General features: G+C 65.1%; 8 protein-coding genes. 6 read left to right on the forward strand and 2 right to left on the reverse strand.

The window, feature by feature from the left end; genetic code table 11:
* Positions 1-60: 60 nt before the first annotated feature.
* From nrfB to ACF8FB_RS08255, 4 genes are all read left to right on the forward strand, one after another.
* Entirely contained in the window at positions 61-2,235 is a 2,175-nt protein-coding gene (gene nrfB / locus ACF8FB_RS08240; protein WP_350297960.1) for a cyclic di-3',5'-guanylate-activated glycosyltransferase NrfB, read from the forward strand.
* A complete protein-coding gene (locus ACF8FB_RS08245) occupies positions 2,232-5,237 on the forward strand; it encodes a phage receptor (protein WP_392511187.1) in 3,006 nt (1,001 codons plus the stop codon). The genes nrfB and ACF8FB_RS08245 overlap by 4 nt, the downstream gene beginning before the upstream one ends.
* Positions 5,237-6,076, forward strand: a complete 840-nt coding sequence (locus ACF8FB_RS08250; RefSeq protein ID WP_392511188.1) for a DUF4434 family protein — start codon at positions 5,237-5,239, stop codon at positions 6,074-6,076. The genes ACF8FB_RS08245 and ACF8FB_RS08250 overlap by 1 nt, the downstream gene beginning before the upstream one ends.
* A gap of 124 nt (positions 6,077-6,200) precedes the next feature.
* Positions 6,201-7,292: a diguanylate cyclase domain-containing protein gene (locus tag ACF8FB_RS08255; RefSeq protein WP_392511189.1), complete on the forward strand. Its 1,092-nt coding sequence runs from the start codon at positions 6,201-6,203 to the stop codon at positions 7,290-7,292.
* 30 nt (positions 7,293-7,322) lie between these two features.
* On the opposite strand, the gene ACF8FB_RS08260 is transcribed toward ACF8FB_RS08255, so the two are convergent.
* Complete coding sequence (locus tag ACF8FB_RS08260; protein WP_104887717.1) at positions 7,323-8,624, reverse strand: ATP-binding protein; 1,302 nt, start codon at positions 8,622-8,624, stop codon at positions 7,323-7,325.
* Positions 8,625-8,630: 6 nt separating this feature from the next.
* Positions 8,631-9,332 carry a response regulator transcription factor gene (locus ACF8FB_RS08265; protein WP_019437505.1) on the reverse strand — a complete coding sequence of 234 codons (702 nt, stop codon included), beginning with the start codon at positions 9,330-9,332 and terminating at the stop codon, positions 8,631-8,633.
* Between the two features lie 244 nt (positions 9,333-9,576).
* Between ACF8FB_RS08265 and ACF8FB_RS08270 the strand changes: the two genes are divergently transcribed.
* Positions 9,577-10,752 (forward strand): efflux RND transporter periplasmic adaptor subunit, encoded by a 1,176-nt coding sequence (locus ACF8FB_RS08270; protein WP_010954321.1) that lies wholly within the window; start codon positions 9,577-9,579, stop codon positions 10,750-10,752.
* 11 nt (positions 10,753-10,763) lie between these two features.
* On the forward strand, positions 10,764-13,892 hold the full coding sequence (locus tag ACF8FB_RS08275) for an efflux RND transporter permease subunit (protein WP_198748107.1): 3,129 nt from the start codon (positions 10,764-10,766) through the stop codon (positions 13,890-13,892).
* Positions 13,893-13,905 lie beyond the last annotated feature (13 nt).

Consider the following 13,905-nt stretch of genomic DNA (forward strand, 5'->3'; position numbering starts at 1 on the left):
CGTCGAGGGAACGAGCGAGGATAAGACGATGGCCCACTCTGCCCTGCCGGTGGCTGACACATGAGCCTGGTATTTATCGATTTTCTCACTTACCTGCTGTTCGGCCTGAAGCTTCTGGCGATCACCCTTGCCTCGTTGATGTTCCTGCTGGGCCTGGACGACCTGTTCATCGATCTGTGCTATTGGGGGCGCACGCTGATCCGGCGTTTTCGCATCTACGGCAAGTTCGAAAAGGCCGATGAGAAGCGCTTGTACGAAGTCCCGGAAAAACCTTTGGCCATCATGGTCCCTGCCTGGAACGAAGTTGGCGTGGTCGGTGAAATGGCGCGCCTGGCCGCTTCGACCATCGACTACGAGAACTATCAAATCTTTGTCGGCACCTACCCCAACGACCCGCAAACCCAGGCTGACGTGGACGCGGTGTGCCTGCACTTCCCCAACGTGCACAAAGTGGTCTGCGCCCGCCCCGGCCCCACCAGCAAGGCCGACTGCCTGAACAACATCATCGACGCGCTGCTGCGCTTCCAGCAGGACGCCGGCATCGAGTTCGCCGGTTTCATCCTGCATGACGCCGAAGACGTGATCTCGCCGATGGAGCTGCGCCTGTTCAACTACCTGCTGCCGAGCAAGGACATGATCCAGATCCCGGTGTATCCCTACGCACCGGAGTGGAAGGGCTTTACTGCCGGCCACTATGTCGACGAGTTTGCCGAAAACCACGGCAAGGACGTGATCGTGCGCGAAGCGCTGACCGGCCAGGTGCCCAGTGCCGGCGTCGGCACCTGCTTCAGCCGCCGCGCCATCAGCGCACTGCTCGAGGACGGCGACGGCATTGCCTTTGACGTTCAGAGCTTGACCGAAGACTACGACATCGGCTTTCGCCTGAAGCAAAAAGGCATGAAGTGCATTTTCGCCCGCTACTCCATCACCGACCCGGCACTGACCCTGAAGCAGGATTGGCGCCCAGGCATGAGCCGCGAATTCTCCCAGGTGATCTGTGTGCGCGAGCACTTCCCGCGTGACTGGCAGCATGCCATCCGGCAGAAATCGCGCTGGATCGTCGGCATCGTGTTCCAGGGCACCAGCAACCTTGGCTGGAGCCGCAAGGGCGCGCTCAACTATTTCCTCTGGCGTGACCGCCGCGGGCTGTTCGCCTACCTGCTGAGCTTCCTGGTCAACCTGTTACTGCTGGTGTTGCTGGCCATGTGGCTAGTCACGGTCATTGCGCCGGAGTCGTGGCGCTTCATGTCGATCCTCAGCGACAGCTGGTTGCTGTCGACCCTGCTGTGGCTGAACGGCCTGATGCTGCTCAACCGGCTGTTCCAGCGCGCCTGGTTCGTCACCCGCTTCTATGGCATCGGCGAGGGCCTGCTGTCGGCACCGCGGATGATGTGGAGCAACTTCGTCAACTTTTTCGCCAACCTGCGTGCACTGCGCCAGGTAATGGAAATGGGCGATTCGCGGCGCGTGGCCTGGGACAAGACCACCCACGAGTTCCCTGCCATCGCCACCCCGGCTCGCACACCACTGGGCCAGCGCCTGGTGGCCAAGGGCCTGATCACCGACGAACAGTTGCAGCAGGCCATCACCAGCCCGGTTCGCAGGCGCCTGGGCCGCGAGTTGCTGCTGCGTGGCTGGCTGAACAGTGAGCAGTTGGTGGCCACCCTGGCCGAACAACTGGACCTGCCCTGGGCACCGCTGAACCCGTTCAAGCTCAGCCCGCAACTGATCGCCAAATTGCCGCGCAAGCTGGCCACCCATTACGGCGTATTGCCCGTGGACGAAGACGGCGACACCCTGATCCTGGCCAGTGAAAGCCCGGTCAGCCAGGTGTCGCTGGGTGTGATCAGCCGCCAGCTGAAACGCCCGGTCAAGGCACGCCTGGCCCCCCAGGGCCGGGTCACGCTGGGCCTTCGCTACCACTACCCGAGCCCCTGGCAGCATCAAGAAACCCGAGACATGCTGGCTGTGCTTGAACGCCACCAGGACGATGAAGCGCTGCTGGAGCGGGTCAGCCATCACCAAGTCATGCTAGGCGCGCTGCTGCAGGTGCGCGGCATGGTCCCTGTCACCCTGTTCAACCAGGCGTTGATCGACTTCGACCCCGAACACCAAAGCCTCGGCGAGCACCTGATTGCCCGCGGCATCATCACCAGGCAGGTGCTGGAGCAGGCCCTGATCGAACAGGCCAGTGAACAACAAGTGGCGATTGATCTGACCCGGGAGGTGGCATGAAGCCGCGCTTTTCCCTTGCTTTCACTGGCCTGCTGCTGTGCTCCGCCGCCCTGCCCGTTGCCGCTTCGGCGCCGATGACCGACTTCCAGCGGTTCACCAGCTTTCCGTTCATGGACCGCAGCTATCGCGAGGCCAGGAAAGACAACTGGGCTGAAGTCGAGCGCCTGACCCGCCATGTGCTGGGCCGGGTACCGAACAACGACGAAGCCCGCGCCCTGCTGATCGAAGCCCTGGCCCACCAGCGCCGTTACAAGGAGGCCCAAGCGCTGGCTGAACAGTTAGGCGACAGCCCCGAATACGCCGATGCCCTGCTGGAGCTGCGCCTGACCTGGATCGAGCAGGACCCGCCACCGGCCAGCCAGGTGGAACAATGGCTGGCCGCCAGCGACGGCAACCACCGGGTACAGCTGTGGCAGGCCTACAGCCTGAGCCTGGCCAAGTTTGGTGGCGCCGCCAAAGCGCTGGACTGGCTCAACCAACTACCGCCCGGTGGGGACGGCCAGGTCCTGCGCCTGGCCCGGGCCACCTTCGCCGAACAGCTGCGCAACTGGAAAGAAACCATCGAGCAACTGCAGCCGCTGGCCGACACAGGCCAGTTGCCTGCCCAGGACTGGCAACGCCTGGCCAATGCCTATATCCAGCAAGTCGACGAAAAGGGCCTGACTGCGCTGCTGGCCCACGCCCCCTCCCCCGCAGCGGCCAACCAGACGCGGCTGGCCATGGCCAACCGCGCCATTGCCGTCGGCCACCACCAGCAGGCCCAACGCTGGCTGCAGTCGCTACCGCCTGATCAACTGCAGCAACCCGAGCAGCGCCAGCAACTTTGGCAACTGGCCCGCGAAGGCGACGATGCAGCGCTGGTGCGGCGCCTGAGCAACGACCTGCAGCGCCCCTGCCTTGAAACGGTCGACTGGCTGTCACATCAAGACCCGGACCTGGCCCGGGAACAGTTCAAGGCCTGCTCCGCCAGCGCCGACCCTCGGGCCTATGCCGTGCTCAAGCAGCGCCTGTATGGCGCCCCGCCGCCGCCCCCGCAGCCGCGCACCGCCGCAGAATGGGAACAACGCTATCAGCAGACCGGCGACCTCGCCGCCCTGGAACAAACCACCTTCCTGTTGACCGAACAGGGCCACGGCGATCACGCACGGCACTTGCTGGAGCAAGCCTACGACCGCCGCCAGGGCCGCCTCGGCCCATCGCTGCTACAGCGTCTGGCCAACCTGTATGCCCGTGACGACGGGCCCCTGGACAGCCGCCGCATGCTCGGCCTGATACCCCGGGTCAACGCCAACACCCGCGCCCAGTTGCTCGGGCGGCTGGCCGAGGCCGGCCAGTGCGATGCCGTGCGCCAGGCAGTGCCGGCCACCCCGAGCGAACCGGGCCAGTACCGCGCCCTCGGCCGTTGCGCCATGCCCGACCAACCGGGTGCGGCGGTGGTCTACTACCAGGCTGCCGAGCGTTTGGGCGACCCTGGCAACCGTCTACCGCTGGCCTACGCACTCGAAGCGGCCGGCGACTCCGAAACCGCCCAGCCGATCTGGCGCAGCCTGCCAGACAGCGCCTTTACCGATAATGCCCGCCTCACCGCTGCCCGCGGCGCGCTGAATGCAGGCGACGCCGACGCAGCACGCCGCTACTGGGACGCTGCCGCGCACCAGAGCGCTGATGACTGGGCGCTGGGCGCCGCCATCGCCCAGCGCCAAGGTGACCCGCAGACCGCGCTGGGCTTCCAGCGCCAGGCTCTGGCGCACAGCCCGCGCCCCGACCACTACTACGCCGCGTCCAGCACCGCACAACTGGCCGGCGACAGTGCGCAGAGCACCGCCTGGCTGGCCGAAACCGTGCGCCTGGCCCCCAACCAGCCGCGCTATCGCGCCGACTACGGCATGCGCCTGGCTGGCTCGACAGACAAGGCTCAGCGCATGCAATCGATCCCCTACCTTGAACACGCCACTCACGACTTCCCCGAGGACTACCGCCTTGGCGAAACACTCGCCTTGCGCTACGACGAACATGCCGACAGCGCTGCGGCACGCCGCGAACTGCGCCGCATCCTCGACGTAGAGCAGAACCTGGTCGACGGTGATGACGAGTACGGCAGCCTGGAGGCCCGCAAGTACCGCCAGCGCCGCGCCCACGAGAGCCTGTCACGTCGCGACACCATTACCCTGGCCAGCACCTGGTCGCCGGCCGGCACCTCGACCAACGACAAGTTTCTCGACAACGGCCAGCGCAGCGGCAGCTCGCGCCGGGCGCAATCGCAGAACGTGCAACTGGCCATGTGGGACCATGCCCTGGGCGAGGAGCCCAGCCGCAATGGCAGCACCCTGTCAGTGTATGGCCGGGTACTGTTCGGCGGCCAAAGCCGCACCGACTATGCCCAGAGCATGGGAACCGGTGTCGGCCTGCGCTACAAGCCGCTCGGCCAGGCCAACCTCAACCTGTATGCCGAGCTTTACCACCAGCGGCAGATCGACGAAGCACACTATCGCGGCCTCAGCCTTGGCCAGTTGCTGAGCCCGGCCAAGGTCGGCGGCAACTGGGGCGATTTGCGCCACCACGCCGAATCGAGCAATGACCTGCTGCTGCGCGCCACCGCCTCGTTCCTCGACCAGGGAGGCTGGCGCAACGATTGGCGCATCGATGAGGACGACTGGAACGAACGGTTCCTCTACCTCGATGCTGCCTGGTGGACCCGCGCCGGCGACCATGCCTGGCTGTCGCGCTACCAGCAGGGCCACGCCTGGAAGCTGCCGGGCAGCTCGCCGCAGACGCTCATGCCCTACGGCTTTGTCGAATTCTCCAGCCAGGACCCCAGCAACGACTGGCGCCAGGATGCCCGCGCCGGGGTTGGCGTGCGCTGGCAATGGTGGTTCGACGACGACCGCTACAACGCCTACCGCGGCTCGCTGAAAGTGCGTGCCGAGTACCAGCAATCGCTGGGCGGTAACCTCTACGAGCGCGCCAACGGTGTGCTGGTCGGTGCGGAGATGACCTTCTGATGCGTACGCTCATCGCCTTCTGCCTGCTGGCCCTGTGCCTACCGGCCACCGCTGACCAGCGCCTGTTCTACCAACCCCTTAACCGCGATGCCAGCCTCACACCCGCCCAGTGGCAGCAACTGTGGCAAGCCACCGCGGCCCAAGGTGGCAAAACCCTGATCGTGCAATGGAGTGCCTATGGCGACAGCGATTTCGGCGGTGCCCAGGGCTGGCTGGCCAACAGCCTGCGCACCGCGCGTGCCGAGGGCTTGCAGCTGGTGCTGGGGCTGTACATGGACCCGGCCTACTACCAGCGCCTCGACGAGCTGGATGGCGAGGGCCTGAACAGCTACTGGAAAGCGCAGCTGGGGCGCTCGCTCAGCCAGTACCAGCAACTGCGCCAGGCCTGGCAGTTGCCAGTGGACGGCTGGTACCTGCCCATGGAGCTGGACGACCAGCATCTGCGCGAGACCGAACAGCGCGATGCGCTGTACGGCCAGTTGCAGGCCTTCAACCGCCAGTTGGACAAGCCGTTGCATATCAGCGCCTTCAGCACAGGCAAGCTGACGCCGCGGGTCAATGCCGTCTGGCTGGATCAACTGGCCGGCTTGGGCTTGACTGTGTGGTGGCAGGATGGCGCCGGCACCGGGCGTTTGCCGGCGTTGGTGCGTCAGGGTTACGAGCAGGCGTTGCCGTGCCGGGTGGGTGTGGTGCGCGAGGCGTTCCGCCAGGTGAGCGCGCCGGAGCAGGCGTTTCGGGCGGAGCCCGCCGAGCCCAGGGTGGGTAGCGGGTGCCATGCCGAGGCAGTGTTTGCCTTGCGCTACCGGCCCTGGGCCCGGGGTATCTTGCCACAGCAATGAATTACCAGGGCCGGCCTCTTCGCGGATAAACCCACAGGTCCCCCACACCGTACGGTCCCTGTAGGAGCGGGTTTACCCGCGAAAGGTCCAAGCCTGAAAAGGTAGTAGCCTCAGGAGCCCACCGATGTTCAAGACCATCGAAGCCCACGTACGCCAGCAGGTCGCGCCCGCCGCCCTGCGCGCCGAGTTCCGCCAGCACGAATTCGAGTCCATGCGCTCGTTCTGCCTGCTGGTATTCTCGATCAGCGTCCTGATCTGGCTGGTCTTCGACCTGATCGTCAGCTTCCTCGGCGACCAAGGCTTCACCTGGCTGTCCTTCCTGTTCATCGCCCTGCTCGGCAGCCTGATCGTAGTGCTGCATTTCACCCGCCGCAGCCATCACTTCGACGTGCTCAACCTGCTGTTCATTACCGTCATCACCCTGGGCATGCGCCTGGTGATCGAAGGCATCCCGATAGCCCTGCGCCCGGTGTGGTTGGTGCTCGGGGTGTCCACCGTGCTGTATGCCATGTCGGTGCTACCGGTGCGGCGGTGGTCATTCTTCTGCGCCATGGTCATCACCTGGGTGATGCTTAATCCGTTCTACCACACCCGCATCGAGCCCGATGCGCTCGAAGGCGCCATGCTGATCAGCTATGCCGTGTTTCTCAGCGGCCTGGTCAGCTACAGCTACCTGCAGATCCGCAAGGCCAAGCTGCACAATTTCTACCTGTCCAAGGTGTTGCTGGAGCAAGCCTACGTCGATGCCCTGACCGACATTCCCAACCGCCGCTCGTTCATGGCCCAGGCCGACCGCCAGCTGCGGATGGCGACGTCCGGGCAGTACCTGGCCATGATCGATATCGACAATTTCAAGCGGGTCAATGACCGTTTCGGCCATGACGTGGGCGACGAAGTGCTCAAGCGCGTGGCCCTGCATATCAAGACAAGCATGGCCGATCAGGCGTTTGCCCGGCTGGGAGGTGAAGAGTTTGCGATCTTCTTCGAAGGGCTGGATCAGCAAGGGGCCGAGCAGCGAGTGGCCGCGCTGTGCCAGCGCGTGCGCGAGGACGCTGGCGAGCACCCGGTCACCATCAGCATTGGCCTGGCCAAGGTCGACCGGGGAGAGAGCCTGACCACCGCGCTGGTCCGCGCCGATCAGGCATTATATGAAGCCAAGCACACTGGCAAGGACCGCTTTGTGTCGTGGTCCAGCGAGCTGGCAGAGCAGGATTAGCAGGCCCGTCTCTTCGCGGTTGCAGCGCCCCTATCCGCCGGCGGGCAAACGAATCCTGAACTGCGCCCCACCCAGCGCCGACTGCGCCAGGGTCAAGGTGCCACCCTGCCCCTCGATCGCCCGCCGGCTGATGGCCAACCCCAGGCCAAAACCACCGGTGTTGCGATCGCGACTGCGGTCCAGACGGTAGAACGGCTGGAAAACCCGCTCGCGCTCCTCCACAGGGACGCCAATCCCGTCATCCTCCACCGTCAGCAGGCAGGCGCCATCGGCTTCCAGGCGCAAGCGCAGCAACAGGCTTTCATCACAATAGCGCATGGCATTGCGCACCAGGTTCTGCACCGCGCGCGCCGTCAGTCGCGGGTCCAGTACAAAGCGCGGCAACTCACCCTCGGCCCGCACTTCCCACTGGATACCCCGGCCATCGAGTTCCTCGGCAAAGCCCCCAAGCACACTGTCGACCAGCTCCAGCAGCGATACCTCCACCCGCTCCCGCGCCTGGTCGGCGTTGTACAACCGGCTATAGGACAGCAGCTCCAGCACCAGTTCATCCAGCTCGCGCACATGCCCGACCAGTTCCAGCAGGCGCTTGCGGCTGGCTGGCGGCACTTCGTCGAACAGCAGCACCAGGCCGAAGTCCAGCCGGGTCAGTGGCGTGCGTAACTCGTGCGATACCGCATTGAGCAGTTCACGCTGCTGGTTGACGTGGCGTTCCAGGTCACTGGCCATGGTGTCGAATACCCCGGCCAGTTCACCAATGTTGGAGTGAGGCGAAATGTGCGTACGCTCGGCCATCTGCCCCTGGCCCAGGCGCCGAGCGGTCTCCTTGAGGCGCTCCAGATCACGCCAGTGCGGCCAAACCCACAGCAGCAGGCAACCCAGCATGGCTGCACCAATCAATACGGTCACGCCCCACGACAGCACGTTGATGTCCAGCGGGTCTGGCGGGGAATGCAGGCGTACCAGCCACTCCTTGTCCAGCGGCGCCAGCACCGTCTCGTAATAGCCCCACTCGGCAATGCGCACTGCGTACAGGCCATGCTCCAGGCGCGCCTGCTCCTCATCGCTCAAACCGGCCTGATCCCTGCGCAGCAGCTGCAGTTCCAGTGGCGCGAAATCACTGGCCAGTTCCTGCTCCACCGCTGGCCACTGCTCGCGCGGGGCCTGGCGGAACTGGCGCACGATCAACGCTTGTACACCCTTGGCCTGATCCAGGTTGTAGGCCATGAACCGGTCGCGGAACAGGCCGACGATGGTGTCAGGGATGAACAGCAATGCACCGGCATAGGCGACGATGATCACCAGGTACAACCGCACCAGGATCTTGAGCATGGCCGATCAGCACTCCCACTCGACACGGCTGAACAGGTAGCCCTTGCCCCACACGGTCTTGATCTTGCGCGCTTCGCCGGCGTTGTCGTCGAACTTGCGCCGCAGTTTGGAAATGGCCACGTCAACGGAGCGATCGGTGCCATTGAACTCGATGCCACGCAGCTGTTGCAGGATACGGTCGCGGTTCATCACCTCACCAGCATTGCGCGCCAGCACCACCAGCAGGTTGTACTCACCGCTGGACAGCTCCACCTCCTCGCCGCGCCAACTCACCGTGCGCTCGGCCAGGTCGATACGCAGGCCACCAATCAGGATCAGGTCGTTGTCCAGGCGCGGTTCGTTCACACTGCTGCGGCGCAGCAGCGTGCGCACCCGGGCCAGCAGCACGCGTGGCTCACAGGGTTTGGTCACGTAGTCGTCGGCCCCCATTTCCAGGCCTAGCACCTGGTCATGGCTATCGTCGCGGGCCGTCAGCATGAGGATTGGCAGGGTCTGCGACTCCTGGCGCAGCAGCCGGCACAGCTGCAGGCCATCGATGCCCGGCAGCATCAGGTCAAGGATGACCAGGTCAGGCCTTTGCCGACGGTACTCGTCCAGCACATGATCGCCCCGGGCGATCACCTGGACATGGAAGTCGTTGCGTTGCAGGTAGCTGGCGATCAGCTCGGACAGGGCGCTGTCGTCTTCGACCAGGAAAATGTTCGGCATAGGTGCTTGGCGTCTGGGTTGAATTAAGCCTGTGGCGAGCGCTTCGCGGGTAAACCCGCTGCTGCAGGTCCCCGTAGGAGCGGGTTCACCCGCGAAGAGGCCAGCACAGGCCCATGCAGAATATAGAACCCAACCACTCGACAGGATCATTCTTCACACTTTTTCACACTCGCCCTACAGGTATTAACAGCCGCCCAGGCAGCGTCTGCCTTAGCATATACACGGTCATCATCGGAAGATCCGCATGCCTACTACCCTCTCCCCGTGCCTGCGCCCGTTGGCGCTCATGGCCTTGCTGAGCCTGTCCCTGGCCGGCTGCAGCGACAGCGCCGAGCCAGACGAACAGGCCCCCACCGCGCAAGTGCGCGTAGAAACCCTGCAACTGCAGCCACTGGCCATCAGCAGTGAACTCAGCGGCCGTATCCTCGCGCCACGCACCGCCGAAGTGCGTGCGCGGGTCGCAGGCGTGGTGCTCAAGCGGGTGTACCGCGAAGGCAGCGACGTCAAGCAGGGTGATGTACTGTTCCTGATCGACCCGGCGCCGTTCAAGGCCGACCATGACAGCGCCCGCGCCACACTGGCCAAGGCCGAAGCCACCCGGTACCAGGCGCGCCTGCAAGAGCAGCGCTACCGCGAGCTGGTCGACGACAAAGCCGTCAGCCGCCAGGAATACGACAACGCCAAGGCCAGTTTCCTGCAGGCCGATGCCGAAGTGGCCGAAGCCAGGGCGGCGCTGGAGCGCGCCCGGCTGAACCTCGGCTATGCCACCGTGACCGCGCCGATCTCCGGCCGTATCGGCCGCGCCCAGGTCACCGAAGGCGCGCTGGTCGGGCAAAACGAAACCACCCCGCTGGCGACCATCCAGCAGCTGGACCCGATCCATGCCGATGTCACCCAGTCTACCCGTGAGCTCAACGCGCTGCGCCGCGCCCTGCGCGCCGGCGAATTGCAGCAGGTGGGCGACGGCCAGGCACGCGCCACGCTGATCCAGGATGACGGCAGCGCCTACCCGCTGCCGGGCAAGCTGCTGTTCTCCGACATCAGTGTCGATCCCAGCACCAACCAGATCACCCTGCGCAGCGAGTTCCCCAACCCGGACCTCGACCTGCTGCCTGGCAGCTACGTGCGGGTACGCCTGGAGCAAGCGGTGCAACCCAAGGGCCTGAGCGTGCCGCAACGCGCCATCCTGCGCGACAGCGCCGGTGTGCCCAAGGTGCTGGTGGTAGACCAGCACGCCCGGGTCAGCGACCGCCAGGTTGTACTGGGCAGCGCCCAGGGTGACCGCTGGATCGTCAGCGAGGGCCTGGCGGCCGGTGAGCGGGTGGTGGTCGAGGGCCTGCAGCACGTCAAGGCCGGTGACCAGGTGCAGGTCGACAACACGCCCGCTGCCCCACCCATCGCACAGCATACCGGCCAGTGAGGGCCTGATTCATGCCGCAATTCTTCATCGATCGCCCGGTATTCGCCTGGGTGGTCGCACTGTTCATCCTGCTGGCCGGCGCGCTGGCCATCCCGCAACTACCGGTGGCCCAGTACCCCAACGTGGCACCGCCGCAGGTGGAAATCTACGCCGTGTACCCGGGCGCCTCGGCGGCGACCATGGACGAAAGCGTGGTCAGCCTGATCGAACAGGAGCTCAACGGCGCCGACAACCTGCTGTACTTCGAGTCGCAGAGCAGCCTGGGCAGCGCTACCATCACCGCCACCTTCGCCCCGGGTACCCACCCGGACCTGGCCCAGGTCGACGTGCAGAACCGCCTGAAGGTGGTCGAGTCGCGCCTGCCGCGCCCGGTCACTCAGCAGGGCCTGCAGGTGGAGAAAGTGTCCACCGGCTTCCTGCTGTTGGCGACCCTCACCTCCGAAGACGGCAAGCTCGATGAAACCGCGCTGTCGGACATCCTTGCACGTAACGTGATGGACGAGATCCGTCGCCTCAAGGGCGTCGGCAAGGCCCAGTTGTATGGCTCCGAACGGGCCATGCGCATCTGGATCGACCCGCGCAAGCTGATCGGTTTCAACCTCACGCCCAACGATGTGGCCGAAGCCATCGCCGCGCAGAACGCCCAGGTCGCCCCTGGCAGCATCGGCGATCTGCCCAGCCGCAGCACCCAGGAAATCACCGCCAACGTGGTGGTCAAAGGCCAGTTGAGCAGCCCCGAAGAGTTTGCTGCCATTGTCCTGCGTGCCAACCCGGACGGCTCCACGGTCACCATCGGGGATGTCGCCCGGGTTGAAATCGGTGCCCAGGAATACCAGTACGGCACGCGCCTGAACGGCAAGCCGGCCACGGCCTTCAGCGTGCAGTTGTCACCCGGCGCCAACGCCATGGAAACCGCTACCCTGGTACGGGCGAAGATGCAGGACCTGGCGCGCTACTTCCCGGAAGGCGTCAAGTACGACATCCCCTACGACACCTCGCCGTTCGTCAAGGTGTCGATCGAGCAGGTCATCAACACCCTGTTCGAGGCCATGCTGCTGGTGTTCGCAGTCATGTTCCTGTTCCTGCAGAACCTGCGCTACACGCTGATCCCGACCCTGGTCGTGCCAGTGGCATTGATGGGCACCTTCGCCGTGATGCTGGCCATGGGCTTCTCGGTCAATGTGCTGACACTGTTCGGCATGGTGCTGGCCATCGGTATTCTGGTCGACGATGCCATCGTGGTGGTGGAGAACGTCGAGCGCATCATGGCCGAAGAAGGCTTGCCGCCCAAGCAAGCCACGCGCAAGGCCATGGGCCAGATCAGCGGTGCAATCGTCGGCATCACGCTGGTGCTGGTGGCGGTATTCCTGCCCATGGCCTTCATGCAAGGCTCGGTGGGGGTGATCTACCAGCAGTTCTCGCTGTCGATGGCGGTGTCGATCCTGTTCTCGGCGTTTCTCGCCCTCAGCCTGACCCCGGCATTGTGCGCCACCCTGCTCAAGCCCGTGGCCAAGGGCGAGCACCATGAACGCAAAGGCTTCTTCGGCTGGTTCAATCGCCGCTTCGAAAGCATGAGCAACGGCTACCAGCGCTGGGTGGTGCAGGCGCTCAAGCGCAGTGGCCGCTACCTGCTGGTGTACGCGGTGCTGCTGGCGGTGCTGGGCTACGGTTTCAGCCAGCTGCCTACGGCGTTCCTGCCTACCGAAGACCAAGGCTACACCATCACCGACATTCAGCTGCCGCCGGGCGCCAGCCGCATGCGCACCGAACAGGTAGCCGCGCAGATCGAGGCGCACAACGCCGAAGAACCGGGCGTGGGCAACACCACCTTGATCCTCGGCTTCAGCTTCTCCGGTAGCGGGCAGAACGCGGCGCTGGCCTTCACCACCCTCAAGGACTGGTCCGAGCGCGGCGCCGACGACAGCGCCCAGTCGATCGCCGACCGCGCGACCATGGCCTTCACCCAGCTCAAGGACGCGATTGCCTATTCGGTACTGCCGCCCCCCATTGACGGCCTCGGTGAGTCGACCGGTTTCGAATTTCGCCTTCAGGACCGTGGCGGCATGGGCCACGCCGAGCTGATGGCAGCCCGTGACCAGCTGCTCGAAAGCGCCAGCAAAAGCAAGGTGCTGACCAACGTGCGCGAAGCCTCGCTGGCGGAAAGCCCGCAGGTGCAACTGGAAATCGACCGCCGCCAGGCTAATGCACTGGGTGTGTCGTTTGCCGATATCGGCACGGTGCTGGACGTGGCCGTGGGCTCCAGCTACGTCAACGATTTCCCCAACCAGGGCCGCATGCAGCGGGTGGTGGTGCAGGCCGAAGGTGACCAGCGCAGCCAGGTCGAAGACTTGCTGAACATTCACGTGCGCAACGACAGCGGCAAGATGGTGCCACTGGGTGCGTTCGTGCAGGCCAGGTGGGTCAGCGGCCCGGTGCAACTGACCCGCTACAACGGTTACCCGGCGGTGTCGATCTCAGGCGAGCCTGCCGCCGGCTACAGCTCGGGCGAGGCCATGGCCGAAGTCGAGCGGCTGGTGGCGCAGCTACCGGCCGGTACCGGCCTGGAATGGACCGGCCTGTCACTGCAGGAGCGGCTGTCCGGTAGCCAGGCCCCCCTGCTGATGGCGCTGTCGCTGCTGGTGGTGTTCCTGTGCCTGGCAGCGCTGTACGAAAGCTGGTCGATCCCGACTGCGGTGCTGCTGGTCGTTCCGCTCGGTGTGCTCGGTGCGGTGCTGGCAGTGACCTTGCGCGGCATGCCCAACGACGTGTTCTTCAAGGTTGGCCTGATTACCCTGATCGGCCTGTCGGCGAAGAACGCCATCCTGATCATCGAGTTCGCCAAGCATCTGGTTGACCAGGGCGTGGACGCCGCCGACGCCGCCGTGCAAGCGGCCCGCCTGCGCCTGCGGCCGATCGTGATGACGTCGCTGGCGTTCATCCTCGGCGTGGTGCCCCTGGCCATCGCCAGCGGCGCAAGCTCTGCCAGCCAGCAGGCGATTGGCACCGGGGTGATCGGCGGCATGCTCAGCGCCACCCTGGCGGTGGTGTTCGTGCCGGTGTTCTTCGTGGTGGTGATGCGCCTGTCCGGGCGACGCCAGGCGCATGACAGCGACGGGCAACCCGTGCCCCGCGAAAGCTGACTGGACAAGCCCC

This window comes from Pseudomonas sp. yb_2, assembly GCF_043103905.1.
In the GTDB taxonomy this organism is placed as follows: Bacteria; Pseudomonadota; Gammaproteobacteria; order Pseudomonadales; family Pseudomonadaceae; genus Aquipseudomonas; species Aquipseudomonas alloputida.

What these genes read in the sequence shown, in the direction of transcription:
- nrfB (WP_350297960.1), top strand. Translation starts at nt 61, where the DNA reads ATGAGCCTGGTATTTATCGATTTTCTCACTTACCTGCTGTTCGGCCTG.
- ACF8FB_RS08245 (WP_392511187.1), top strand. Translation starts at nt 2,232, where the DNA reads ATGAAGCCGCGCTTTTCCCTTGCTTTCACTGGCCTGCTGCTGTGCTCC.
- ACF8FB_RS08250 (WP_392511188.1), top strand. Translation starts at nt 5,237, where the DNA reads ATGCGTACGCTCATCGCCTTCTGCCTGCTGGCCCTGTGCCTACCGGCC.
- ACF8FB_RS08255 (WP_392511189.1), top strand. Translation starts at nt 6,201, where the DNA reads ATGTTCAAGACCATCGAAGCCCACGTACGCCAGCAGGTCGCGCCCGCC.
- ACF8FB_RS08260 (WP_104887717.1), bottom strand. Translation starts at nt 8,624, where the DNA reads ATGCTCAAGATCCTGGTGCGGTTGTACCTGGTGATCATCGTCGCCTAT.
- ACF8FB_RS08265 (WP_019437505.1), bottom strand. Translation starts at nt 9,332, where the DNA reads ATGCCGAACATTTTCCTGGTCGAAGACGACAGCGCCCTGTCCGAGCTG.
- ACF8FB_RS08270 (WP_010954321.1), top strand. Translation starts at nt 9,577, where the DNA reads ATGCCTACTACCCTCTCCCCGTGCCTGCGCCCGTTGGCGCTCATGGCC.
- ACF8FB_RS08275 (WP_198748107.1), top strand. Translation starts at nt 10,764, where the DNA reads ATGCCGCAATTCTTCATCGATCGCCCGGTATTCGCCTGGGTGGTCGCA.